At 64.7% G+C, this 22,737-nt stretch carries 28 protein-coding genes; 15 read left to right on the top strand and 13 right to left on the bottom strand.

From position 1 onward, the window contains the following. Nucleotides 1-104 precede the first annotated feature (104 nt). The 3 genes from ACVWZM_RS42925 to ACVWZM_RS42915 all read left to right on the top strand — a co-directional run bounded on the left by ACVWZM_RS42925 (nucleotide 105) and on the right by ACVWZM_RS42915 (nucleotide 3,463). Nucleotides 105-797, top strand: a complete 693-nt coding sequence (locus ACVWZM_RS42925) for a pyridoxamine 5'-phosphate oxidase family protein (RefSeq protein WP_456856856.1) — start codon at nucleotides 105-107, stop codon at nucleotides 795-797. A 54-nt stretch (nucleotides 798-851) separates the two neighbouring features. Next, nucleotides 852-2,129, top strand: coding sequence for an ArgE/DapE family deacylase (locus ACVWZM_RS42920; RefSeq protein WP_456856274.1), 1,278 nt, complete (start codon nucleotides 852-854; stop codon nucleotides 2,127-2,129). Between the two features lie 248 nt (nucleotides 2,130-2,377). Next, nucleotides 2,378-3,463 carry an IS4 family transposase gene (locus ACVWZM_RS42915; protein WP_456851881.1) on the top strand — a complete coding sequence of 362 codons (1,086 nt, stop codon included), beginning with the start codon at nucleotides 2,378-2,380 and terminating at the stop codon, nucleotides 3,461-3,463. A 209-nt stretch (nucleotides 3,464-3,672) separates the two neighbouring features. On the opposite strand, the gene ACVWZM_RS42910 is transcribed toward ACVWZM_RS42915, so the two are convergent. Next, nucleotides 3,673-4,458, bottom strand: a complete 786-nt coding sequence (locus tag ACVWZM_RS42910; protein ID WP_057019918.1) for a cobalamin-binding protein — start codon at nucleotides 4,456-4,458, stop codon at nucleotides 3,673-3,675. A 149-nt stretch (nucleotides 4,459-4,607) separates the two neighbouring features. Between ACVWZM_RS42910 and ACVWZM_RS42905 the strand changes: the two genes are divergently transcribed. Both ACVWZM_RS42905 and ACVWZM_RS42900 read left to right on the top strand, forming a co-directional pair. Further along, nucleotides 4,608-5,006 (top strand): PaaI family thioesterase, encoded by a 399-nt coding sequence (locus ACVWZM_RS42905; protein WP_057019919.1) that lies wholly within the window; start codon nucleotides 4,608-4,610, stop codon nucleotides 5,004-5,006. A gap of 140 nt (nucleotides 5,007-5,146) precedes the next feature. Then, nucleotides 5,147-5,770, top strand: a complete 624-nt coding sequence (locus ACVWZM_RS42900) for a GNAT family N-acetyltransferase (RefSeq protein WP_141340474.1) — start codon at nucleotides 5,147-5,149, stop codon at nucleotides 5,768-5,770. 136 nt (nucleotides 5,771-5,906) lie between these two features. Here the strand turns inward: ACVWZM_RS42900 and ACVWZM_RS42895 are convergent, their stop codons facing one another. The 3 genes from ACVWZM_RS42895 to ACVWZM_RS42885 all read right to left on the bottom strand — a co-directional run bounded on the left by ACVWZM_RS42895 (nucleotide 5,907) and on the right by ACVWZM_RS42885 (nucleotide 7,395). Further along, the gene (locus ACVWZM_RS42895) at nucleotides 5,907-6,215 is read right to left on the bottom strand and encodes a hypothetical protein (RefSeq protein WP_057019921.1); all 309 of its coding nucleotides are present in this window, start codon (nucleotides 6,213-6,215) and stop codon (nucleotides 5,907-5,909) included. 89 nt (nucleotides 6,216-6,304) lie between these two features. Continuing rightward, the gene (locus tag ACVWZM_RS42890; protein ID WP_076832055.1) at nucleotides 6,305-6,604 is read right to left on the bottom strand and encodes a putative quinol monooxygenase; all 300 of its coding nucleotides are present in this window, start codon (nucleotides 6,602-6,604) and stop codon (nucleotides 6,305-6,307) included. A gap of 107 nt (nucleotides 6,605-6,711) precedes the next feature. After that, a complete protein-coding gene (locus ACVWZM_RS42885) occupies nucleotides 6,712-7,395 on the bottom strand; it encodes a DUF2161 domain-containing phosphodiesterase (RefSeq protein ID WP_057020059.1) in 684 nt (227 codons plus the stop codon). A gap of 133 nt (nucleotides 7,396-7,528) precedes the next feature. On the opposite strand from ACVWZM_RS42885, the gene ACVWZM_RS42880 reads away from it, so the two are divergent. Further along, on the top strand, nucleotides 7,529-7,873 hold the full coding sequence (locus ACVWZM_RS42880; protein ID WP_456856272.1) for a hypothetical protein: 345 nt from the start codon (nucleotides 7,529-7,531) through the stop codon (nucleotides 7,871-7,873). Nucleotides 7,874-8,150: 277 nt separating this feature from the next. On the opposite strand, the gene ACVWZM_RS42875 is transcribed toward ACVWZM_RS42880, so the two are convergent. Both ACVWZM_RS42875 and fabG read right to left on the bottom strand, forming a co-directional pair. Continuing rightward, nucleotides 8,151-8,360: a hypothetical protein gene (locus tag ACVWZM_RS42875; protein ID WP_371852171.1), complete on the bottom strand. Its 210-nt coding sequence runs from the start codon at nucleotides 8,358-8,360 to the stop codon at nucleotides 8,151-8,153. Between the two features lie 49 nt (nucleotides 8,361-8,409). After that, nucleotides 8,410-9,090, bottom strand: a complete 681-nt coding sequence (gene fabG, locus ACVWZM_RS42870) for a 3-oxoacyl-ACP reductase FabG (RefSeq protein WP_456856270.1) — start codon at nucleotides 9,088-9,090, stop codon at nucleotides 8,410-8,412. A 125-nt stretch (nucleotides 9,091-9,215) separates the two neighbouring features. Between fabG and ACVWZM_RS42865 the strand changes: the two genes are divergently transcribed. Then, nucleotides 9,216-9,905 carry an SGNH/GDSL hydrolase family protein gene (locus ACVWZM_RS42865; protein WP_141340476.1) on the top strand — a complete coding sequence of 230 codons (690 nt, stop codon included), beginning with the start codon at nucleotides 9,216-9,218 and terminating at the stop codon, nucleotides 9,903-9,905. A 134-nt stretch (nucleotides 9,906-10,039) separates the two neighbouring features. Next, nucleotides 10,040-10,246, top strand: a complete 207-nt coding sequence (locus ACVWZM_RS42860) for a hypothetical protein (RefSeq protein WP_035634033.1) — start codon at nucleotides 10,040-10,042, stop codon at nucleotides 10,244-10,246. A gap of 84 nt (nucleotides 10,247-10,330) precedes the next feature. Here the strand turns inward: ACVWZM_RS42860 and ACVWZM_RS42855 are convergent, their stop codons facing one another. Continuing rightward, the gene (locus ACVWZM_RS42855; RefSeq protein ID WP_456856268.1) at nucleotides 10,331-11,074 is read right to left on the bottom strand and encodes a tyrosine-protein phosphatase; all 744 of its coding nucleotides are present in this window, start codon (nucleotides 11,072-11,074) and stop codon (nucleotides 10,331-10,333) included. An 85-nt stretch (nucleotides 11,075-11,159) separates the two neighbouring features. On the opposite strand from ACVWZM_RS42855, the gene ACVWZM_RS42850 reads away from it, so the two are divergent. Further along, nucleotides 11,160-11,471, top strand: coding sequence for an MliC family protein (locus ACVWZM_RS42850; protein ID WP_057019926.1), 312 nt, complete (start codon nucleotides 11,160-11,162; stop codon nucleotides 11,469-11,471). A gap of 90 nt (nucleotides 11,472-11,561) precedes the next feature. On the opposite strand, the gene ACVWZM_RS42845 is transcribed toward ACVWZM_RS42850, so the two are convergent. Beyond that, a complete protein-coding gene (locus tag ACVWZM_RS42845; protein WP_051002896.1) occupies nucleotides 11,562-11,774 on the bottom strand; it encodes a DUF2735 domain-containing protein in 213 nt (70 codons plus the stop codon). 539 nt (nucleotides 11,775-12,313) lie between these two features. Between ACVWZM_RS42845 and ACVWZM_RS42840 the strand changes: the two genes are divergently transcribed. The 5 genes from ACVWZM_RS42840 (at nucleotide 12,314) to ACVWZM_RS42820 (ending at nucleotide 15,995) form a co-directional block, all read left to right on the top strand. Then, a complete protein-coding gene (locus ACVWZM_RS42840) occupies nucleotides 12,314-13,348 on the top strand; it encodes a glutamine synthetase beta-grasp domain-containing protein (RefSeq protein ID WP_024581543.1) in 1,035 nt (344 codons plus the stop codon). Between the two features lie 183 nt (nucleotides 13,349-13,531). Then, nucleotides 13,532-14,236 carry a hypothetical protein gene (locus ACVWZM_RS42835; RefSeq protein ID WP_057020062.1) on the top strand — a complete coding sequence of 235 codons (705 nt, stop codon included), beginning with the start codon at nucleotides 13,532-13,534 and terminating at the stop codon, nucleotides 14,234-14,236. A gap of 5 nt (nucleotides 14,237-14,241) precedes the next feature. Beyond that, nucleotides 14,242-14,928, top strand: coding sequence for a substrate-binding domain-containing protein (locus ACVWZM_RS42830; RefSeq protein WP_456856266.1), 687 nt, complete (start codon nucleotides 14,242-14,244; stop codon nucleotides 14,926-14,928). 32 nt (nucleotides 14,929-14,960) lie between these two features. Then, a complete protein-coding gene (locus ACVWZM_RS42825) occupies nucleotides 14,961-15,782 on the top strand; it encodes a tetratricopeptide repeat protein (protein WP_076832067.1) in 822 nt (273 codons plus the stop codon). A 63-nt stretch (nucleotides 15,783-15,845) separates the two neighbouring features. Beyond that, nucleotides 15,846-15,995 carry a hypothetical protein gene (locus ACVWZM_RS42820; RefSeq protein WP_092086355.1) on the top strand — a complete coding sequence of 50 codons (150 nt, stop codon included), beginning with the start codon at nucleotides 15,846-15,848 and terminating at the stop codon, nucleotides 15,993-15,995. Nucleotides 15,996-16,011: 16 nt separating this feature from the next. On the opposite strand, the gene ACVWZM_RS42815 is transcribed toward ACVWZM_RS42820, so the two are convergent. The 4 genes from ACVWZM_RS42815 to ACVWZM_RS42800 all read right to left on the bottom strand — a co-directional run bounded on the left by ACVWZM_RS42815 (nucleotide 16,012) and on the right by ACVWZM_RS42800 (nucleotide 21,173). Further along, the gene (locus tag ACVWZM_RS42815) at nucleotides 16,012-16,629 is read right to left on the bottom strand and encodes an Isoquinoline 1-oxidoreductase subunit (protein ID WP_456856264.1); all 618 of its coding nucleotides are present in this window, start codon (nucleotides 16,627-16,629) and stop codon (nucleotides 16,012-16,014) included. Between the two features lie 11 nt (nucleotides 16,630-16,640). Further along, complete coding sequence (locus ACVWZM_RS42810; RefSeq protein ID WP_028332318.1) at nucleotides 16,641-17,165, bottom strand: (2Fe-2S)-binding protein; 525 nt, start codon at nucleotides 17,163-17,165, stop codon at nucleotides 16,641-16,643. Beyond that, nucleotides 17,162-19,936 carry a xanthine dehydrogenase family protein molybdopterin-binding subunit gene (locus tag ACVWZM_RS42805; protein ID WP_456856855.1) on the bottom strand — a complete coding sequence of 925 codons (2,775 nt, stop codon included), beginning with the start codon at nucleotides 19,934-19,936 and terminating at the stop codon, nucleotides 17,162-17,164. Before ACVWZM_RS42805 ends, ACVWZM_RS42810 begins: the two co-directional genes overlap by 4 nt. 145 nt (nucleotides 19,937-20,081) lie before the next feature. Next, nucleotides 20,082-21,173: a hypothetical protein gene (locus tag ACVWZM_RS42800; protein ID WP_456856263.1), complete on the bottom strand. Its 1,092-nt coding sequence runs from the start codon at nucleotides 21,171-21,173 to the stop codon at nucleotides 20,082-20,084. Nucleotides 21,174-21,458: 285 nt separating this feature from the next. On the opposite strand from ACVWZM_RS42800, the gene ACVWZM_RS42795 reads away from it, so the two are divergent. Then, a complete protein-coding gene (locus ACVWZM_RS42795; RefSeq protein WP_057019933.1) occupies nucleotides 21,459-22,163 on the top strand; it encodes a GrlR family regulatory protein in 705 nt (234 codons plus the stop codon). A gap of 10 nt (nucleotides 22,164-22,173) precedes the next feature. On the opposite strand, the gene ACVWZM_RS42790 is transcribed toward ACVWZM_RS42795, so the two are convergent. Next, nucleotides 22,174-22,617, bottom strand: a complete 444-nt coding sequence (locus tag ACVWZM_RS42790) for a DMT family transporter (protein ID WP_456856262.1) — start codon at nucleotides 22,615-22,617, stop codon at nucleotides 22,174-22,176. Nucleotides 22,618-22,737 lie beyond the last annotated feature (120 nt).

The following is a 22,737-nucleotide window of genomic DNA, read 5'->3' as shown; positions in this document are numbered from 1 at the left end:
GAATTGGCACTATCGCAGACCAAATGAGCCGCTACAACTCTGGACAGATTCCAGATTTCGAAAGGCTCACCGTGACCGAAGGCGCATCCGCTCCGTCCTATCCCATGTCGTCCCGCAGCCGCGTGAAGCGCCGCCACGACCGCGGCTTCTACGACCACGCCACCGTGCACAAGATCCTCGACGCCTCGATGCTGTGCCACGTCTCCTACGTGATCGACGGCCAGCCCTATTGCACGCCGACCTTCTTCTGGCGCGAGGGCACCAGGCTCTACTGGCACGGCTCGAGCGCGAGCCGGATGCTGGAGAACCAGTCCGAAGGGCAACGCGTGTGCCTGACGGTCGCCCATCTCGACAGCCTGGTGCTGGCGCGCTGCGGCTTCAACCACTCGGCCGACTATCGCGCGGTGATGGCGTTCGGGTCAGCCTATCTCGTCACCGACCCCGCAGAGAAGGAACGCGCGATCGTCGCGATGGTCGACCGTTTCTTTCCCGAGCGCACCGCGAGCCTGCGTGCCAGCAACAAGCAGGAGATCAAGGCGACCTCGTTCATCGCGATGAAGATCGAGGAGGCCTCGGCAAAAATTCGCGCCAAGGGCGTCGCCGACGATGACGAGGATTACGAGTTGCCGATCTATGCCGAGCGCATTCCGGTGCGCACCGTGCTCGGCGCGCCGGAGCCGTGTCCGCGGCTGCTCGACGGCGTGACGCGGCCGAAGACGCTCGATGGTTATTCGGAGGGCCGGCTGCTCGAAGATGCATTGCGGGACGCCTATTTTGCGCAATACCCCGCGGAGTGAAATCGGGCTACGCTCCGGCTCCCGCCTGATCTGTTTTCCCGATGGAGCCAAAGCATGACTGCCGAGACGCAACAACGAATCCTTGCCGCTGTTGATGAGGGATTCGATGCGCAGCTTGCGACGACGCAGGCCTTGGTCGCGATCCCCTCGACCCGCGGCGCCGAGGGGCCGTGCCAGGACATGATCGGCGATCTCCTGCGCGAGCGCGGCTACGAGGTCGACGACTGGCACATCAATCTCGACGAGCTAAAGGATTTGCGCGGCTTCGGCCCGATTGAGCATGATTTCTCGAAGGCACGCACGGTGGTCGGCACCTACCGCCCGGCCAGCAATGCCGGCAAATCGCTGATCCTGCAGGGCCACTGCGACGTGGTGCCGACCGGTCCGCTCGAGATGTGGGAGACGCCGCCGTTCTCGCCCGTCATCAAGGACGGCAGGATGTATGGCCGCGGCGCCTGCGACATGAAGTCCGGCACCATCGCCGCGCTCTATGCGCTGGATGCGATCAGGAAGGCCGGCCTGAAGCCGACGGCGCGGATTCACTTCCAGTCCGTGATCGAGGAGGAGAGCACCGGCGTCGGCGCGCTCTCGACCTTGCAGCGCGGCTATCGCGCCGATGCCTGCTTCATCCCGGAGCCGACCAACGGCACGATGATCCGCTCGCAGGTCGGCGTGATCTGGTTCCGCCTGAAGGTGCGCGGTTTCCCGGTGCATGTGTTCGAGGCCGGCGCGGGCTCGAACGCGATCATGGCGGCGTATCATCTGGTGCATGCGCTGGAGAAGCTCGAGATCGCCTGGAACGAGCGCGCCAAGGCCGACCGCCATTTCAAGGGCGTCAATCACCCGATCAACTTCAATCCGGGCATCATCAAGGGAGGCGACTGGGCCTCCAGCGTGCCGGCCTGGTGCGACGTCGACTGCCGCATCGCGGTCTTGCCGGGCTGGTCGATCGCGGAGTGTCAGAAGGAGATTCTGGCCTGCGTGTCGGCGGCGGCGCGCGATCATCGCTTCCTCTCCAACAATCCGCCGCAGGTCGAATGGTCGGGCTTCCTGTCGGAAGGCTACGAGTTGGTGAACTCCGAGGCACCGGAAGCTGCCTTCGCCAAGGCGCACTCGGTCGTCTATGGCGGCGCGGTGGAAGACCGCGCCTTCACCGCGTTGACCGACACGCGCTTCTACGGTCTGAACCACAACATCCCGAGCCTCTGCTTCGGCGCCACCGGCGCGGCGATGCACGGCTTCAACGAATATGTCGAGCTGGAGTCGCTGCGCAAAGCGACCAAGGCGATGGCGCTGTTCATCGCGGAATGGTGCGGCGTAGAGAAGGCGTAGCTTCGTTCTCCCTACGCCATTGCAATCATAGTCTTGTGCGTGATTGCGCAACAAATTCGCTGTCGTCCCGGCGAAGGCCGGGACCCATAACCACAAATCTTGCTTGTTGTGCAGCGCTGCGAGGACGAGTCCCGATCACAACATTAGCCGCGGAGTATGGGTCCCGGCCTGCGCCCATAGGCGCTAAAATAGGATTTGCGCCTTGGATTCGTTTGTGATTCCAAGATGGAATGGCACACGAATCGCTTGTGAACAAAGATTGGGCGCGCGTTGTCGCCCGACTTGGCGGAGCCGAGGCTCTGAACATTAGCGCGCGCAAGACGAAGGCGTTTGTCCGTCCGCGGGAGATCAGCAATGCGGTCGACTTGCTGCGCCTGATCTTGGCTTATTGCCTTGGTGAGAAAGGGCTGCGGTTGACGGCGGCATGGGCCACGTCGGTTGGGCTTGTCGATATCTCCAACGTGGCTCTGTTGTATCGCTTACGTCAGTGCGGAGATTGGCTGGCAATCTTGGTCGAGCAGGCGCTTGCCGACGCGGCGCCGAAGGCGAGCCGCGGTCGTCTGATCCGTATTGTTGACGCCACGACGGTCCCCAAGGCTGGGACGAGCGGCAGGAACAAGAACGCAGTGTGGCGTATCCATAGCGCGTTCGATCTTCCGCAGGAGCGCTTTGGTCACTTCGAGCTGACCGATCAGCGAGCGGGCGAGACGCTGGATCGGATACCGGCGGTTGCCGGTGAGATCCGTCTTGCCGATCGCGCCTATCTGCAACCGGAGCGCATGGCGCATCTCGTCGATGCCGATGCAGACTTCGTGATCCGGGCCGGCTGGAAGAGCGCGCGCTGGCTCGATGCCGAAGGTAATCTTGTTGACCTCACTGCCGAACTGCGCAACGCCTCGGCGCGTGGCCTGATCGATCGGCCGATTTGGATAAAGCGCAAGTCAGGTGCGCCGCCGCTCGCAGTGCGTCTGGTTGCCGCGAAGAAGCCGGCGCAAGCTGCTGCGGCTGCGCGACGCAAGGCGCGCCGGACTGCACAAAAGGGAGGTCATCAGCTCTCCAGGCAAACACTTGACGCCGCAGATTGGGTGATCCTGGTGACCTCACTCAGGCCAGAGGACTTCACGACTGCAGATATCCTCGCCCTCTATCGGCTGCGATGGCGCATTGAGCTCGGCTTCAAGCGGCTGAAAAGCCTGATTGGCCTGAAGGGACCTCCCGGAACCGACGAGCGGTCCGCCAGACCCCATATCCTCGCTCATCTGCTGATCATTCTATTGCTCGAGCCGCTCGTCGACGAACTCGAAGACTCTCCCCGCTTGCCCGACGCCGCCTGACCCACCCAGTGACGTGGCGTCTGCTGCGCCAGCTCGTCGCTTCGCTACGGCAAGCGATCATTCCACAGCCCGCAATCGCTCTACTCTGCAGAGCCAGTCACGCTCTCCGGCGACATCTACGCGAGCCACCCAGACATAAGCGCCACTATCAGACTATGATCAAACTATCTTAGCGCCTATGGGCCTGCGCCGGGACGACGCTGGAGGTTTCAGCGCTCCGCCCACAACGCCTTCACGATCGCATCGAGCCCGTCAGTCAACGCCGCGGGGCCGGGCTGCAGGATGATGGGCGACTTGATCTCGACGATGCGGTCGTTGCGCACCGCCGGGATTTCGCTCCAGCCCTCACGCTTGCGGATGCGGTCGGGCACGACCTTCTTGCCGCACCAGGACGCCAGGATCACGTCGGGCATCGCCGCGCGCACCGCGTCAGGCGTGACGATGCGATCCCTGGCCGCCTTGTGAACGCGCAAATGCGGCAGCGCGTCCTCGCCGCCGGCGATCTCGGTCAGTTCGGACACCCAGCCGATGCCGCTGATCAGCGGATCGTCCCATTCCTCGAAATAGACCTTTGGCCGCGGTGCCGGACGCGGCGTTGCCGCGATCGTCGCCAGCCGTTGTTCGAGGTTTTGCGCGAGCCGATCGGCGCGGTCGGCGGCACCGACCATTGCGCCCAGACTGCGGATCATCGCGAGGATGCCGGCGACGTCGCGCTGGTTGAAGACGTGGACGGCGACGCCGGCGCGCACGAGATCGGCGACGATGTCGGCCTGCAGATCGGAGAAGGCGAGCACCAGATCGGGGTCGAGCGCCAGGATCTTTGGCATGTCGGCGGAGATGAACGCCGACACGCGCGGCTTCTCGCGGCGGACCTGCGGTGGCCGCACCGCGTAGCCGGAGACGCCCACGATGCGGTCCTGCTCGCCGAGCAGATAGAGCGTCTCGACCGTCTCTTCGGTCAGGCAGACGATCCGACGGGGAGGGAAGTCGCGCATGGCAGGCGGTATGCAGGCTCCGAGGCACACTGTCACTGATGTCATGACGTCATTCGCGCCATTACCTCAGACGTCATTGCAGGGCCCGCTCTGGCAATCCATCATGCCCGATATCAACCTCGAAGAAGGCCACAGAGCAGGGAGTGCCCATGACGCCGCTCGAAAAGATCCAGTCGATGAAGATGCCGTTTGCGGAACTGAAGGGCGTTACGTTCATCGAGGCCGATCAGGACCGGGTGGTCGCGAAAATGGTGGTGCGGCCGGACCTCTGCACCCTCCGCAACACGATCCATGGCGGCGCGGTGATGGCCCTTGCGGACTCGGTCGGCGCCGCCGCGACCGTGATCAACCTGCCTGGGGACGCCAAGGGCACCACGACGCTGGAGAGCAAGACCAACTTCATCGGCGGCGCCAAGGAGGGGACGACCGTGATTGCGACCGCAACACCGGTTCACCGCGGGCGGCGGACCCAGGTGTGGCAGACCAGGCTGGAGACCGAAGACGGCAAGCTGGTCGCGGTGGTGACCCAGACACAGCTGGTACTATGATGGGGCGATAATGTGATTTACCAATCACCACATGCCTTAATTGAATGAATCTCGGCGCTTGAATTTTATGGTGCGTCGCACAATATAGGGGTTGCTAGGGACTCGACGCCTCCTCGAGGGCTACCAAGAGGAGTTATGAAATGAACTATGATTCCATTCGTTCGACGGCCGCCAAGGGCACCGTGCGGACGTTGAGCCAGCAGGAAGAGCTTCCGCTGCTGCGCGATCACCTGCTGCGGCTGGATCGCACCAGCCGTCATGATCGTTTTCATGGCTTCATCGACGACAGTTTCATCCGCCGCTACGCCGAGCGCTGCGCCAATGACGGCACGGTCATCATCGCCTATTTCGAGGACGGCGTGGTCCGCGGCGCGGCCGAGTTGCATCCGCCGGAGCAGTCACCGGATGCCCAGCCCGAGATCGCTTTCAGCGTCGAGCGGTCGGCGCGGCGGAAGGGCGTCGGCAGCACCCTGTTCCGCAAGCTGATCGCCGAGGCGCACGCCAAGGGCTACGGCAGCCTGCGCATCACCACTGGCGCACAGAACGATGCGATGCGGGCGCTCGCCACCAAGTTCGGTGCCCAGCTGACCTTCCGTCATGGCGAGTCGACCGGCAGCATCGACCTGAGCGAGCAGCAGCAGCCCGAAGCGGCGCCGGCTGTCGCCGCGGTGACGCCGGTCGAGGCTGCGCACGCGATCGTCGAAATGAACCGCGCGTATTGGCGCATGGTGATGCAGATCTCCGGCTGGGGCCGGGCGGCCTGAATCGGCAGCGTTTCCAAGCGAAGTGGATACCGGTTCGCGTGAAGGAAACGCGTCCAGCAAGAATCCCAGATCAATCGAAAAAGGGCAATCCACTCAATGGATTGCCCTTTTTCTTTCAGCAATTGGATGGTGCGTCTCAGGTGCCGGTGCGCTTGTCGGTCGCAAAGCGGCGGACCACGCGGCGCTCGACTACCACGGAGCGCTGCGCGCCCTGTTCGCCGGCGATGACACGGGTTGCCGTGCCGGTGCGGGCACTGACGCGCGCGGTCTTCTTCACCTCGGCGAGCACGTCCTCGTAGGGCAGCCCCATCAGGGCCGACGCGATCTCGGCCTGGGCCTCCACGTCATCGGTGATGCCGATGGCCGCGAAGATTGCTTCTTCCAGCGTCGGCGGATCATGCCGCACGCGCCGGGTGCCATACTTGGTGTTCCAGTCTCCGCTCATCGCCGCCTCATCATTGAATCGCGAGAGATACGTAAGGTCCCCAATGTTGCATTGCAATATGAATGTGAGATGGCAATCCAGCCATGCAGCTAGAGTCTCTCAATCTTGTGAGCGTCATAAAGTTCGATGGTGGTCGCCGCGGCCGCGAGAGATTGCAGCGAGCGGACGAAATCGCGTGACGCAGGGACCGCGAAATGCGCCGCCAGCGCGGCGCGGTCGGCCCATTGCTCGAAGAACACCAGTCTGAGCGAATTCTCGCAGTCGACATGGACCGCGTGGGAGATACAGCCGGGCTCGGTGCGCGAGCGATGAACATGTTCAAGGCTCAGCCGCCGCACCTCGTCGAACGAGTCGGGGCGGGCGGTGACGCTGCCGGTGACGACGATCATGATTTCCCCCTCCAATGCGCGATGAAGCCAAGTCATCATCGCACTTTAGGTTCTTGTTTGAGCATGATCTTTTCGGAAAACCGCTTCGCACTTTTCCGGATCATGCTCTACGGGATAGCTTCTGCTCCGGATGCACTCATCTGTTGCTGCGGCCAGCGCTTCAGCGCGGCGCGACCGGCATCGGTCAGCACATAGATGCCGCGCTCGGCGCGATCGAACCAGCCATAGACATTATGCAGCAGGATCTTGCCGGCGTCGGGAATATCCGCGCGGAGGTCGCGCACCCGCCGCGGCCCATCCGAAAGCGCACAGGCGCAGGCCAGCGCCTGCTGCCGGTAGGCGGTCATGATCGGCGCCCGCGTCGATCCGCCCATTGCGGGATCGCCCTTGCGCTTCTGGTGCTCGGTGATCAGCCGTGAACGTTTCTTCGGATTGCGGCGGGGCGCCGCGGTCGGCGGCGGCACCAGCACCTCGACGTCGCCGCGGTCGGTGACACCGAGCATGCCGAAGCCGAGCCGCCGGCACAGATTACGATAGCGCGCGTCGCTCTCGCGGCCCTTGCCGCGGGCCGACACCTTGGCCGCGATCCACACCTCGTCAGCGGCGCCGGCGCGATCGACCGCCTGCAGGATCAGTTCGAGATTGAAGGCGAGCTTGAGTTCACCAACCACGACGACCGGTGGATCATCGCCGCTCAGCGCCACGAGGTCGCAGCCGCCGATCTCGCCCTTCACCGTGAAGCCGAGCTTTTCCAGGAAGCGTTTGACGGGCAGATAAAGCGCGGTTTCCAACAGGCAGGCTCCTGCGGCATCGGCCGCGACTCGGTGCGCCAGCATAGCGCGGAATTGCGCCCGCCGAGGCGATTGGAATTTGCCCAAGACACGGCCGAGCGGCTATTGTCGGAACCGGGACCAGGCGCAGCTCATGATCCGGAACGGGCTCGATCACATCACCGTCGAATTTCTCGACGGCGTCTCTGGTAGCAACCAGGGCGTCATGGTGCTGCGCGACGGACAGATGCGCGGCGGCGACTCGTTTTTCTTTGCCTACGGCAGCTACACCGCAGCCGATGGCAAGTGGAAGGGCGAGGTCACCAACGAGGAGCATTCGCCGACCTATGGCGAGCGCCCGGTGTGGGAACGCAAGGTGGTCACGATCGGATTTACCGGCACCTACACCGACCAGACAGCCGAAGGTGACGGCATGCCGCTCGCCGGCAAGCAGAGCATCCGCTTCCGGTCGAAGCTGCGGCTGCTGGTTGCGGACTGAACTGCCGATGCTAGTCGCGCTCGCGGCCTCAGCTGATCAGGCGATCATATCTGCGTGCGAGCCGATCCAGAACCAGAGGTATCCTCGTTTGTTTCGACGGCAAGCGCGCGATATCGCAAGCCAGCCCGAACGGACCAAAATCGCCCGATCTTCTTGAATTGTAGAGATGGATGACGTGAATTGCGCTTCAACAGCGCAAAGTTCGCGTCGGCGAGCTCACGGATTGGAACGGGTAGTTATTCGTAGGCAGTCCAAAATTTGGGGGAGGCCGAGTGCTTCACAAGTCGCGCGACTGTCCGGCGCGATAAGCTGCCAAGGCCTCGTCCGCCAAGGCGTCGAGTTTCCCGGCCTTTGCGTCCCGTTCGATCGCTGCATCGAAACGCTCGGCATCGAACGTTTCAAACCAGGCGCGAAAGCGGGCCAGCTCACGAGGAGGCAGCCGTTCGACGGCCTTTTCGATGTCTTCTGCAGTAGTCATCACGAGCATATGGCATCGGCCAGATCGACCCGAAAGGCATCCGGGAGAGGGAGCGCATCTAAACCCGCCCGTTCACCGGCAGCAGCGCGCCGGTGACGGCGCTCGCGGCATCGCTGGCGAGGAACAGGATCACCTGGGCGAGCTCTTTCGGCGTCACCCATTTGGAGATGTCGGCCTGCGGCATCGCAGCGCGATTGGCGGCGGTGTCGATGATCGAGGGCAACACCGCGTTGACCGTGACCTTGCCCTTCAGTTCCGCAGCGAGCGACTCGGTAAGGCGGTGCACGCCGGCCTTCGAGGCGGCATAGGGACCCATGCCGGAGGCCGCCTGCAAGGCGCCGAGTGCGCCGATATTGATGATCCGTCCGGCGCCCGATTTGGTGAGATGCGGGATAGCGGCGCGCGAGGTGTTGAGCGCCGTCATCACGTTCATCGCATACATGCGCTGCCAGGTCGCCGGGGCGCCGTCGCCGACCGCCTCGAAGGTAAAGCCGCCGGCGATGTTGATCAGCCCGTCGAGCCGGCCGAAATGCGCGGCCGCCTTGTCGATCGCGGCGGTCGCCTGCGCCGTGTCGGTGAGGTCGACACCGCCCAGCTCCATATGGTCGGCCGTCGCCGCAAGCGTTGACGCGGCATGATCGATGCCGGCGACGCGCGCGCCGCGCGCCAGCGCCTCTGTGGCGACCACTTTGCCAAGCGCGCCAAGGGCGCCCGTGATGACGATGGCTTTTCCGTGCATGGCGGTCTCCGCATTCGCGAGCAAACGAATGCCCACTATGATCAGGCGGAATTCATTTGCAATGCCGCCAATTTCGCCGCCCACTGCGCGCATTCATCAATTCATTCACCTCAAGGATGTTTGCGATGCCGACACCCAGACCGTGCGAAACCCATCCCGATCTCATCAGGTTCGGACATAAGCTGCCGCACTTCGCGGATGCGCTGCGGCATCAGCGCAAGATCAAGCTGGTGGCGCTTGGATCGTCCTCGACCGCGGGCGCCGACAACATCCTGCCGTTTCCGCCGCGGCTCGAGATGCTGCTGCGGCAACGCTTCTTCGGCCGGATGATCGACGTGATCAATCGCGGGATCGGCGGGCAGGAGGCGCCGGAGGAATATTCGCGCATCGAGTCCGACGTGACGGCTGAGGCGCCGGTGCTGGTGATCTGGCAGGTCGGCACCAACGCCGTCTACAAGGGCTACAATCCGGCCGAGGTGCGCGCGACGCTGGAGGCCGGGCTCGACGTGCTCACAGCGCTTCCGCTTGACGTCGTCGTGATGGATTCCCAGTACACGCAGGCGATCGTCGGCACGGAAGCTGCGCTCAATCTCGCCAACGTGATCATGCCGATGATCGCCGAAGTGACCGCAAGCAAGAAGGTGAATCTGTTCAGCCGCTTCGCGCTGATGAAGCGCTGGACCGATGACGGGATTCCACTCGCCGAGCTCGACGATGGCGGGCAGCTTCATACCAGCGAATGGGCGACCAATTGCGTAACCCAGTCGCTGTTCGGCGCGATCGACGACGCCTTGAAGCCGGAGGCGATCACGTAAGCCCAACGACGTCGGCCCGACTACGTAAGACTACGGGGTAGGGCCTGTTGGATAAAATTTGCAGCAGTTCTGTAAGTCGTTTGCAGAACCCTTTCCTTAGAAGCGGAACTCCAGCCAAGGTAGGGGTTATGCGAATGGGAAATCTTCCGGATCACGGTTTACCGCTGGTTCAGCTTAAGGAGCAGCGGCGCGATCTCGTGGTGGCGCTGCAAAACCGCAAGGGACCAGTGGGCAGCTGGGAATTGATGCAGATCGCCGCGATCCAGCAGGCGATCTCGGCGTTCGAGGATGTGATTGCCGACCTCGATGCGGAACTCGAGCTCGAGGCCGCAGCGGCCTGAGCTTTTTTGGTTCAGCCGCGTTTTCTTCACGCGAACCGGTGTGCACGTCGCTCGAAAAGTCGGGCGAAAAGTCGGGCGAACTGATCAGGCCTGCAGATAGCGGCTTTCAAGCGCCTTGCGCTCGGCCTGGCCGAGCCCGAGGCCTTCGCGGAAATAACCGTCGAGGCTGCCATAGTCGGCATCGATCGCCTCGAATGCAGCCTCCAGAAATGCCGCGCGCACGGTGCCGAGCACCTGCTTGACGTCGTCAGGCAGATCGGTGCTGTGGGCCGGGTCGCGTTTGTAGAACCGGTTGGTCAGGAGATAGTCGTCCGCGATCACCTGATCGGATACGCCGAGCGCGTGCAGGATCAGCGCGCAGGCAAAGCCGGTGCGATCCTTGCCGGCGGTGCAGTGGATCACCAGCGGCGCGCGGTCTTCCAATAGATGGGCAAACAGCGTGCGGTAGCGCGCGGTGTTGTCCTGCACATAGCCCCGGTAGGAGTCCCGCATCACGTCGATCGCATCGGCTTCCGAGAGCTGACGGTTGCTGGCGATCTCGCGCAGCGAAGCCACCACGGTCGGCTCGACGGGAAGCGAATGCACGGTGACGTCGCTCATGCCGCATAGCGCCTCGGCGCGCTCGGCGACGCCGCGAAAATCGAACGCGCTTCTGACCCCGAGCGAGCGCACCACGGCGACGTCCTGCTCGGTAAGATGCGCAAGATGGTTGGAGCGGAAGATCTGGCGCCAGCGCACCGTCCGCCCGTCGCGCGTCTGGTAGCCGCCGAGGTCGCGAAAATTGCTGGCGCCGGCGAGATTGAGATGACGGGCAGGGGCTTCGGACATCGGGCGGGCCTGTTGCAGCTGATGAGGTCTTGGCGCAGGAATAGCGGCGCAGACAGGTCTATAACCGGCCCGTTGGGGGGAGAATATGACTTATCGCGGGGGCGCCATTGTCATCGGCGCAATTCTTTTCGAACTCTTTGGTTCCTCGAACGTGTCGGCGCAGTCCGCCTTCCGGAATTATCGCTGCGCCGACGGCACGCAATTCATTGCCGGGTTCTTCAACGGGGATACGCGCGCGCATCTGCAACTCGACGGCAAGGCGGTGACGCTGAAGAAGCGCCTGTCGCTGACGGGCACGCGCTACAAGGGCGGCGGGGTCACGCTCGAGATCAGCCGGGCCGGGCTTGCCAGGCTCCGGCATGCGAGGCGGCCGGCGACGGCATGCGAGCTGGCATGAAAAAAGGGCCGAAACGCTCGCGTTCCGACCCTTGTTATTGTTCTGCTGCTGTCTGACGTTTTTGCGTCGCGCCCCTCGATCGCATCGGCATCAGTGATCGCGGCCCGGCTTGGCGTCGTCGATGGCCGCCTGATGGTACCAGCTCTCGCTGCAGGCCGAGGTTTCTACCTCAGCGGCGAGTTCGAGCGCCGTCCGCGTCTCGCCGTAGCGGCGTCCGCCGAGAGCCGCGCGGCCTCCTGCTGGGAATTGATAGATCGTTGCCGATCCCTGGATCGGTCCTTGGTTTTGGCCCGTGGTGATCATGTCAAAGTCTCCTTTGGCCGGAGCGAGCCTCCATGGTGCGCCCGACTCATTCGCGTGTGGTTACCGTGTTTTCGATATCGGCCCGGGCTGGGCGGGGTGCAAGTGAACAAGAAATAGTCATTGTTTGGCTAATTCGTGGGCAGATTCGGGTTTGCTTCCTGTGAGGCAGGATGTAGCTGACCAACGCTTGAGCCGCGACGATGGTTGCGGAGCACCCGATCGTTGGACACGAACTGTCACATGGCGCTGCCGCCGCATTAAGCGGCAGGCGATGCCGTAGCCGAATTTGCTGCAGAAACGGGCGGCGGAGGGCGCTGGGAGAAGATTTTGACTGACCGCGGCGCATGCCAGCCGCGCTGCTATGTCGCAGAAAAAAATGCGATCTCCGCTGTGGACATCCGCGGCCGGGCGGGCGCCGCAGTGCAGCGACTGGCATTTTAATTGCTTAGTAAGAGCCGGCCGATGGTGGCCGGGTACGCGTGCGGCGGCCGACTGGCTTTCGGTTCCTCACGGTTTTGCATCATCAACAGAGAGGTTCAATGACCAAGTACAAGCTCGAGTATATCTGGCTCGACGGATATACGCCGACGCCGAGCCTGCGCGGTAAGACGCAGATCAAGGAATTCGCGTCGTTCCCGACCCTCGAACAGCTTCCGCTGTGGGGCTTTGACGGTTCGTCCACCCAGCAGGCTGAAGGCCACAGCTCTGACTGCGTGCTGAAGCCGGTCGCCTGCTATCCCGACGCCGCGCGCGAGAACGGCGTGCTGGTGATGTGCGAAGTCATGATGCCCGACGGCAAGACGCCGCATGTCTCGAACAAGCGCGCCACCGTTCTGGATGACGAAGGCGCCTGGTTCGGCTTCGAGCAGGAATACTTCTTCTACAAGGACGGCCGTCCGCTCGGCTTTCCGGAAGAGGGTTATCCGGCGCCGCAGGGCCCGTACTACACCGGCGTCGGCTACAAGAACGTCGGCAGCGTCGCCCGCAAGATCGTCGAAGAGCATCTCAATCTCTGCCTCGCCGCCGGCATCAACCACGAAGGCATCAACGCCGAAGTGGCGAAGGGCCAGTGGGAATTCCAGATCTTCGGCAAGGGCTCCAAGACCGCCGCTGACCAGATGTGGATGGCCCGCTACCTGATGCTGCGCCTCACCGAGAGCTACGGCATCGATATCGAATTCCATTGCAAGCCGCTCGGCGACACCGACTGGAACGGCTCGGGCATGCACGCCAACTTCTCGACCAAGTACATGCGCGAAGTCGGCGGCAAGGAGTACTTCGAGAGCCTGATGAAGGCCTTCGACAAGAACCTGATGGATCACATCGCCGTCTACGGCCCGGACAACGACAAGCGCCTGACCGGCAAGCACGAGACCGCGCCCTGGAACAAGTTCAGCTACGGCGTGGCTGACCGTGGTGCCTCGATCCGCGTTCCGCACTCCTTCGTCAACAACGGCTACAAGGGCTATCTGGAAGACCGTCGCCCGAACTCGCAAGGCGACCCCTACCAGATCGCTTCGCAGATCCTAAAGACGATCTCCGAGGTTCCGACCGGCGCCAAGGCTGCGGCCTAAGCTGCTATCGGACCCGGATGGAGCCATCCGGTACCGCAAATCGGGTCCGCCAGGGCGACAGCCTTGGCGGACCTTCGCTATTTAGCGATACCCTTTGCAGGCGGCGTTCCGCCGAAACCGGTTTCGCTGCGTTATGAACCGCGCTAGATAACGGGTGCATCTTGGCTGCCGGGGATGCGGCGCTTGTTTGAGGGGTTTTACAAGGTCCGGTTCGAACTCGGCGGCGCCGTCGGCCGCGGCGTGATGTATGTCGGCGATGGCAAGATGCTGGGCGGCAATTCGGCGTTCGCCCATATCGGCACCTACGAGAAAGCCGGCGACGAGGTCGCAGTCGAGATCCAGACCGTCCGCCATAACCCCGATCCGAACTACCGCGCGATGGCCGGTACCGATGACGCCACGCTGATTGCCAAAGGCCGGCCGGACGGCGACCTCTACCGCTTCAAGGGCGAGCTGAAGGAGTTGCCCGGCGTGCCGTTCCAGTCGGTGATGACGCCGATCACCGAGGGGGACATCCCGCTCGCCGGCGGGGTCGGCGAGGGCGGCGTCATCAACGGGCTCTATTCGATCCACATCCGCGTGCTCGACGGGGTCGACGGCGGCCTCACCGGCGTGATGCTGCTGAACAACGGCCGCATCCTTGGCGGCGACGCTTTCTTCTACTATCTCGGCACCTACACCTCCGAGAAAGGCCGCTGGAAGGGCCAGATCCTCAATCAGGAGCACACTTCGGCGATGGGCGAGAACCCGATCTTTGGCGGCCACGAGGTCGGCATCGGCTTTGCCGGCACCTGCGACGCCGAGGGCGCCGTGCTGGAGGCGACCGCGCTTGCCGGCAAGCGCAGCCTGCGCCTCACGGCCGCGCTCAAGCTGATGCGGCGGGCATAGGCCATATGGGCAATTCGGTTCGCGTTCTTTCGACACTGGCGCTGAAGGGCGCGGTCGCGCGGCTCGCCGCTGCCTATCAGGCGGCGAGCGGCGTTGCGATCGACGCCGATTTCGCCCCGGCGCTGGCACTACTCGAACGCCTGCGCGGCGGCGAGGGCTCCGATCTCGTGATCCTGACCCGCCAGGGCCTCGACGAGATGATCGGCGAGGGCCGCGTTGCGCGGGAAAGTGCCGTTGATCTCGCGCGCTCCTATGTCGGCGTCGCGGTGAAGGCGGGGACGGCTCATCCCGACATCGCGACTGAAGCCGCGCTGCGTGCGGCGCTGCTCGGTGCGCGGGCGGTGGCCTATTCGCGGCTCGGCGCCAGCGGCATCCTGTTCGCGCAGCTGATCGAGCGTCTCGGCATTGTGGAGGCGATCAACGCGCGGGCGGTGATCATTCCGAGCGGCTTCACCGCGGAGAAGCTCGTCAGCGGCGAGGCCGACCTGGCGATCCAGCAGATCAGTGAGTTGAAGCAGATCGAGGGCATCGAGGTCGTCGGGCCGATTCCGCTGGATTTGCAGACCCCGGCGGTGTTCTCCGCCGGCCGCATGGCAGCGTCGCAGCGCGCGGCGGCCGCCGATCATCTGCTGCGCTATCTGTCGTCGGCTGACGTCGCGCCAGTGCTGCGCGAGACCGGGCTCGAGCCTTGAATTCGCCCGCACCGCGACGCAACCTGCTGGTCATGTTCAAACCACTTCACGCGATTGTCTTCGCTGTGGCGCTGGCCGCGCCCGTGCTTGCCCATGCGCAATCGGCCGACCTCGTGCTGTGCGACCGGCTTGCCGCCGATCCCACCGATCCCGACAAGCCGGCCGACGTGAAGGGCGTGCCCGACATCGCGTCGGCCGACATCGCGACCGCGATCAAGTACTGCGCGGTGGCCGCAAGATCGTCGCGCCGCGCGATGTACCAGCTCGGCCGGGCCTATGCCGCCAACCGGCAGACGGCGGAAGCCGCAAGCGCTTGGCGCAAGGCCGCCGACAAGGGCTCGACCTCGGCGATGGTCGAGCTCGGCGTGCTCTACGGCAACGGCACCGGCGTTGCCAAAGACGAGGCGCAGGCCCGCAAATTGTTCGAGCGCGCGGCGCAGGCCGGCAACGCGCGCGGCGTCAGCAATCTCGCCGCGCTCGGCGGCGGCGGCGCGGCAGCTGATCCGGCACGCGCGCGCGAATTGCTCGCCAAATCCGCCGAGACCAATGCCGAAGCGCAGTACCAGCTCGGCATGATGCTGGCCGAAGGCCAGGGCGGCGCGCAGGACGATGTCGGCGCGCGGGCGCTGTTCGAGAAGGCCGCTGCGCAGAACCATCCGGGCGCGCTGGAGCGGATGGGCGCCTTCGCGCAGGCCGGTCGCGGCGGGCCGAAGGACAGCGATGCCGCGAAAGCTTATTACGAGCGGGCGGCGGCGCTCGGCGACGAGGATGCCAAGAAGGCGCTGGAGCGGGCCCGCTGTCCCTATGTCATCAAGGACAAGCGCGGCAATGCCGTGACCAATCTCTGCTTCTAACCGAACTGGAACGCTCTCCGCGGCATGTCGTTGACATGCGAAAGGCATTGGCGAGGCGTTGCGATGATCCGCAAACTAAGTTCCGGCGAGTACCGGCTCTATTCCCGCAAGGTCAATCCGAAGACCGGCAAGCGCCGCAATCTCGGCACCTTCAAGTCGCGCGCGGCGGCGGAGAAGCACGAGCGCGACGTGCAGTATTTCAAGCGCCACTAGTTCGGAGTTGCGCGACTTAAGGCACTGGGCAGGCCGCGCCGGTCTTCACCCAGGCCTCGACCAGCGCGCCGGCCTGCGCCTGCGTGCCCGGTGCCGGTGCGCGGCCGAAGCCGGGATGCCAGGCCCAGCCCACCAGCGTGTCCTTGCCGATATGCTCGATCAGCTCCTCGACCTTGCGGCCGCCATTGCGCGCCGGGTCGCGGACCTGCGCGCAAATCTCGCCGACGGTCTTGCCGGCCCATGCCATCTCGCGCGGCGCAAGGTGCCATTCCGGGTGTCCCGGCACCCGACCGGGGTCGAAATTGGCGTGCTGGTGACAGATCGAGCAGCGCATGGCGTCCTTGCCGTGGCCGTCCGCACCGCGCGTCACCGGCGGCTGATGCATGCGGCTGATGTCGCCCTGCCGCGGGCTGTCGCCGGCGGGATGGCAATTGGTGCAGCGCGGATGCGTCAACACCTTGCCGAGCTCGGTGAAGATCGCCGCCGAGCGCTGCTCGACATTCTCGATGCCGGCAAAGCTTTCCGGCGAGGCGAGGGCGTGGCTCGCGCTTTCCGACGCCGCGTAGCCTGCGCACAGGCTGGTCGCGAGCGCCGTCAGCACCGCAACGATCCAAAACCGCGTTTCCGATGGCATTGCTCGCGCGCTCACTTGCTGGCGGTCAGATAGCGTTTGGAATCGGCGAGGATCACGTCGCGCACCGCCTGATGATACTTGATGTAGCCGGTGCAGCGGCACAGATGGCCGTCGAGCGCATCCGCAATGACGCTCTCGAGCTGGTCCCGCGCCACCGGCGTCTTCGCCAGCCGTTCGAGCAGCACCTGGCCTTCGTTGAGGAAACCGGCGGTGCAATAGCCGCACTGGAACGCGAAGTGGTCGATGAAGGCGCGCTGCAACGCCGAGAGTTCGCCGTCCCTGGCGTGGCCCTCGACGGTGCGGATCGCCTTGCCGTCGAAATTGGCCGCCGGCACCACGCAGGTCGGGGTGGTGTAGCTCGTGCCGTCGGGATTATCGATGATAACGGCACAGCTCAGGCATTGCGCGGCGCCGCAGCCGAACTTGGTGCCGGTCATCCCGAGCATTTCCCGAAGGAAATCGTTCATCGAGAGGTCGTCGCGGACCTCGATCGGACCGTGCTTCTGGCCGTTGATGGTGAGGTTGAGCGTCGTCACGCCAGCGCTCCCTTGAGCAGGCTTGTTGTCACCGGCAGTGAGCGGAAGCGGTGGCCGGTGGCATCGTTGATGGCGTTGAGCAGCGCCGGCACGATCGGGATCATCACCACCTCGGCCATGCCCTTCGGCGGCTCGTCCGGCGTCAGCGGCGGCAGCATCTCGATCTCAAGATCGTGCAGCGGCAGGTCGGAGCCGCGCGCGATCAGGTACTGGCCGAGATTCCACTGCCCGTTGCCGGGGCCGCCTTCGAACGGCGGCAGGGTTTCCAGCAGGGCGTAGCCGACGCCCATCGCGAACCCGCCATGCGACTGGCCGAGCACCACTTCAGGCACCAGCGCCTGGCCGCATTCGAACACGCTGTAGGCCTTGGCGATGCGCAAGCTGCCGGTCGCGCGCTCGATCTCGACGCGGACCAGCGTGCCGCACATCGAGGTGTAGGCGGTGCCGATCCGGTTGTTGTCGGTCGGCGGGAATTTCACGCTTGTTCGGTCGATCCGCTCGAACTGGCTCCGGCCGCGACGAATAGCGAGCGCGTCGATCTTGGCGCGGTACTGCTCGCCGAACAGCGGGAAGCGGGCGCGCGACCAGGCCCAGCGCGAGAAGCTGTGCGCGATGGCGCCGGTGACGAAGCCGCGCGCATGCGCGGTCGCGGCAAGCTTTGGCAAGGGTAGCGGCGCGAGATCGTCGAGCACCAGCTGGCCATCCTTCCAGTGCGCCTTGTCCCATTGGCGGGCGCGGGGATCGGCCTTGGCGATGTGCCAGAGCTCGAGCGCCGCCGGCCATAGGCCGAAGCGGAAGATGACGCGGGCCGCCTCGGCCGACGAGTGCGTGCCGACATGGGCGCCGATCGACGCGCTGGTTGCCGAACTGATCGCCGGCACCCAGCGCGGGTTCTTCTCGGCGAGATCCTGGGTCTTCTGATCCATCGTGTAGGGATCGCCCGAGGTGACGAGCCCGAGCGCGTCGTAGCTGTCGACCCGGGAGACCGCGACCTCGTCGGCGACGGCGCCGAGATGGCTCGCCACCCGGTTGGCGAGCGCGGTGCCGACGCCGTTGCCCATCTCGACGTGGTCGCAGTGGATCGCGATCCGTCCCTCGGGGTCGATCTCGACCCGGCCGAGCGAGCAATCCGCGCCCGAGCCGTAATCCTTGGTGACGCAGGCGACGCCGGTGCCGACCAGCCGCCCCTCCGGCGCCTTCTGCTTGAAGTCAGCGCGCTGCCGCCAGATCGGATGCTTCTCGAGCTTGTCGAGGATGTCTGATGTGCGCACCGACACGATGTACGGATTGCCGGTCATGGTCCGGCCGTTCTGCTTCAGCGCATTGTTGCGCCGGAATGCGATCGGATCGACCTTGAGCTCGCTCGCCGCCTCGTCAACCAGGACTTCGAGCGCGGTCATGGTCTGCAGCGTGCCGTAGCCGCGCATCGAGCCTGCGGTGACGCCGCGCGAATGCAGCGCCACGGTGGTGACGTCGACTTTCGGGATGTCGTAGATGCCGATCGCGGCGGTCGCGGCAACGACAGCGACATTGGCCGAGAAGTTGGCCAGCCCGCCGCCGTCGAGCACATGATCGGCGGCAAATGCCGTGATCCTGCCGCTGGCGCGATCGATGCCGATCCGCGAGCGCATCTTGATCGGGTGGCGTTTGATGCCGCCCTGGAATTGCTGGTAGCGGTCCTGCGCCAGCCGCACCGGCCGGCCCGGGAAGAACATCGCCGCCAGCGCCACGTAAAGCACGAACGGGGTATGGTCGCGGCCGCCGAAGCCGCCGCCGACATGGGCGAACTGCGCGTTGATGTGCGAGGGCCGGAACGGCGGACGAGCCTTGCCGAGCATGAAGGCGATCGACTCGGTCGCCTCATAGGGCGACTGCACGCCGAGCACCAGTTCGAGATTGCCGCTGTTGTCGCTGTACCAGGCGAGCCCGCTCTCCGGTTCCAGGAACATCGGATCGACCGACTGGGTCTCGAACTCGCGGTCGAGCACGAGCTGTGTCGGATCGTCCTTGGCGAGTTGGGCGCGGATCGCTTCGCCATGGGCTGCGGCCTTGGCGTAGTCGGCCTTGGTCTCCTTGGCGAGCGGCAGCCAGACCGGCAGCGCCGCGTTCTGGATGCGGCTCGGCGAAACCCAACCGGCCTGGATCGGCGAATAGACGTCGGGCGCGTCAGGCGAGGCGCCCGCCACGCGCGTGAAGCGATACGCGCCGTAGTTCGGCAGGATGACCGGCCCGGTCTCGTCGCCGAATTTGACGAAGCCGCCGTCGCGCAGCGCGAGGCGCGCCCGGTCGAAGGCGTCGAACTGCTCGAAGATCAACAGCGCGACCGGCTGACCGAGATAGAGCGGCGTCTTGCCGACCGGGCAGAACAGGTCGCCGGTGTAGAATTCCGGGACCCGCGTGCCGATCCGGTCGAGATCGGCAGCGGTCACGATAACCGACGGCTTTGCCGGACCATCGAGACGGGCGAGGTCCATGCCGGCATAGACATGCGTCGCGTCATCGGCGCGGACCAGGATGGCGTGCGCGGTGGTCGCGGGCCAGCCCGGCATGTCGGCGGCGCGGAAGTCGGACGCGTAGAGTTTTGCGCCGGTGACCTTGGCGACGCCGTCGACACGGCCGGCGCCCTTTTCCGCCGGGTTGAAATGGCCGCGGCCGGGCAGCGTCTCGCGGGTCGCGAAAGCCGGTTCCTTCGCCAGCGCCAGATGCGACAGGCTGACCGAGATGCCGCCTGCCGACAACCACTTCACGAAATCGCGTCGCGAAGGCCGCATGGTCTGATCTTTCATCGACACCTCGACGACGGCATATCGCGCCGGGGTTTAACAATTGGTGCAATACACGCGAAAGTATTGCGGCAAAGCGAGCGCAACCGCAACGCCGCAATAGGTCGTAGCTGCCTCACTCGTAGCTTTGGGCTCACTTCAGGTCGGCGATGGTGGCCGGTCCCGGACCTGGCGTGATCAGCGTCGGCCACTGCTTGGAACCGAACGGCACCAGCGGCGGCAGGAAGGCGGTCATGCCGCGCTTCTTGGTCTCGGCAATGATCGCCTCGCGCGCGTCGCCCCCCATCAGCTCATAGTCCATCAGGTGATAGCTGCCGAAGAACAGCGCGCCGACCGAGCGATCCGCGATGATCCGGGTCAGCGATTCCAGCATGTCCGACGGCGTGGTGGTGAAGGAGATCGTCTCGATCAGCATCAGGCGGCTGTTGATGGCGTCGGGCCCGAAGAACTGCGCCAGCACGCTGAAGATCACGTTGTTCTGCCGCGCCACATAGATCGTGTTGCTCGCGCCGTAGGTCTTGTCCCAGTCGGCGCCGAGCTGGGATTTCCAGTCGGCTATGACCGTCATCCAGTGCGCGACCTGGGTCTGTGCGGCCCAGGCGACGTTCTTGGCGAGCAGCGGCGCCTGCTTCTTGCCGAACGCCTCGAGCGTCGCGAAGGGGATCGCGCCCGCGGTGAGGCATTCATCCATGAAAGCGATGTTGTTCTTGAGGATGGCACGGTTGTTGTCGCGCCAGTCCGCCTGCATCGGCGTGGCATCGAGCCCGTCGAGCGCCGACTGCATCCGGCTGCGATAGGCCTGCATCGACCCGCGCCATGTCTTGTCGTCGGGATTGTTGACATAGGGGCCGACCACTTCGGCCAGCGCCATCGTGCTGTGGCCGACCGATTTGAGCAGCTGATAGACGATCGGCACCTGCGGCGCCTCGGTCGGCGGCTTGCCTGGCCGGTACAGGATCAGGCGGCCGCCGGCGCCGGAGAACAGGCCGAGGATCACGGGGTGTTTGTCGAGGATGTTCTTCTGGAAGATCCGCGCCGCATCGCCATAGAGCTCGAACATGCCGGTGTTGAGCGCGAGCACGTCCTTGGTCGCGACGTCGGCCGGAGTTGATGAGGTCTTACCGGAGATCGGCCCCATATAGTCGGGAAGTGACTGGGCCAGGGCTGTGCCGTCGCCGCCGAGCAGCAGCGCCAGCGCGGCGGCCAGGCCAAAGCGATTGATCATGTGATGCTCCTCGAAGCCTCGCCTGTGTCGAGGCCGGGTGCGGCCGCGCGACCATTGGCGGAATGCGCAAATGCTTGGACACAATGAACTGGGAGAGTAGAGAACCGGCAGACCAGGTCCCGCGTGACGCAGCACGACGCGGGCGGTGCCTACAGCTAAGCGACGAATCGGCTGCTGTCCACACCCGGACATTGCGGGCGTGCCTGCGCCAAAAGACGCAATGGTGCGGCGCTCGGCCTGGTGCTATGGGGCGAATAGAATCAATTTTATTTTTTGGATTTTTGCGTGCTCAACGGACTTTACAAGGTCGAGTACGGCATCAACGGCGCATTCGGCCGCAGCATCATGTGCATGCATGACGGCAGGATGCTGGGCGGCAATTCGGCCTTTGCCCATCTCGGCACCTATCAGGTGACGGAAGGCGAGATCGCCGCCGAGGTGATCACCGAGCGCCACAATGACGATCCGAACTTCAAGCCGCTGATGGGCGCCGACGTCACCGTCATCAAGGTGCGCGGCAGGAGCGAGGGTTCCACCATCCTGCTCGAGGGCAAGGCCGACGCCATGCCGGACGGCGTGTTCTGGGCGAATTTGGCGCCGCTCGACGACGAGGCCTTGCCGCCGCGCGGGGCGGTCGGTCCCGGCGGCATCGTCAACGGACTGTACTCGATCCATCTGCGCGCGCTCGACGGTGTCGATGCCGGGCTCACCGGGGTCATGCTGCTGATGGACGGCCGCATCCTCGGCGGCGATGCGTTCTTCTACTATCTCGGTTCGTATTCGTCGGCCGATGGCCGCTGGCGAGGCGAGATCGTCAACCAGGAGCATACGCCGGCGAAGGGCGAGTACCCGGTGTTCGGCGGTTATGAAGTCGGCATCGGTTTTGCCGGTTCGTGCCGTGCGGACGGTGCCGAGCTCGAAGGCATCGCGCTGGCCGGCAAGCGCAGCCTTCGCCTGTCCGCCGAATTGCGCCTGATGCGCCGCGCCTGACGAGAGCCCGTCAATCCTTGATCAGAAGCACGCCGCCGATGATCAGCGCGATGCCGGCCAGCCGTGAAACCGACACCGGGTGCTGCGCCAGCCCGAACAGGCCAAAATGGTCCATCGCGATGCCCGCGAGCATTTGACCCGCAACCACCAGTGCCAGCAGGGTCGCGGCGCCGAGTGGCGGCAGCAGCAGGATCATCAGCAGGATAAAGATGCCGCCGAGGACGCCGCCGCTCCAGGCCCACCACGGCACCGCCGTCACCAGCTTCCAGGACGGCACCGGCTCGCGCGTCGCGACCAGCACGACCGCCATCGTCACGAGCCCGCCGAGATAGCTGACGAGCCCGGCCCAGGCCGGCGAGTTGAGGGCGGACCTGAGATTGCCGTTCAGGACCTGCTGAACGGCGACGCAGATGCCGGCGCCGAGCGCGAGCAGAAAGAGAAACCAGACTTGCATAAGATGCCCCAAAACCGATCGTCGAACCGCTTCATGTCATATTCGATTGGCAACGATCGTGGCATGCACGAAACGCGGCACGAACCTGCGGAATGGGCTTCCACCCACGGCCCAGATCGA

The organism is Bradyrhizobium sp. USDA 4501, from assembly GCF_054062115.1.
Note: the sequence above shows the minus strand (reverse complement) of the source record. Positions and strands in the feature narration are given on the sequence as shown.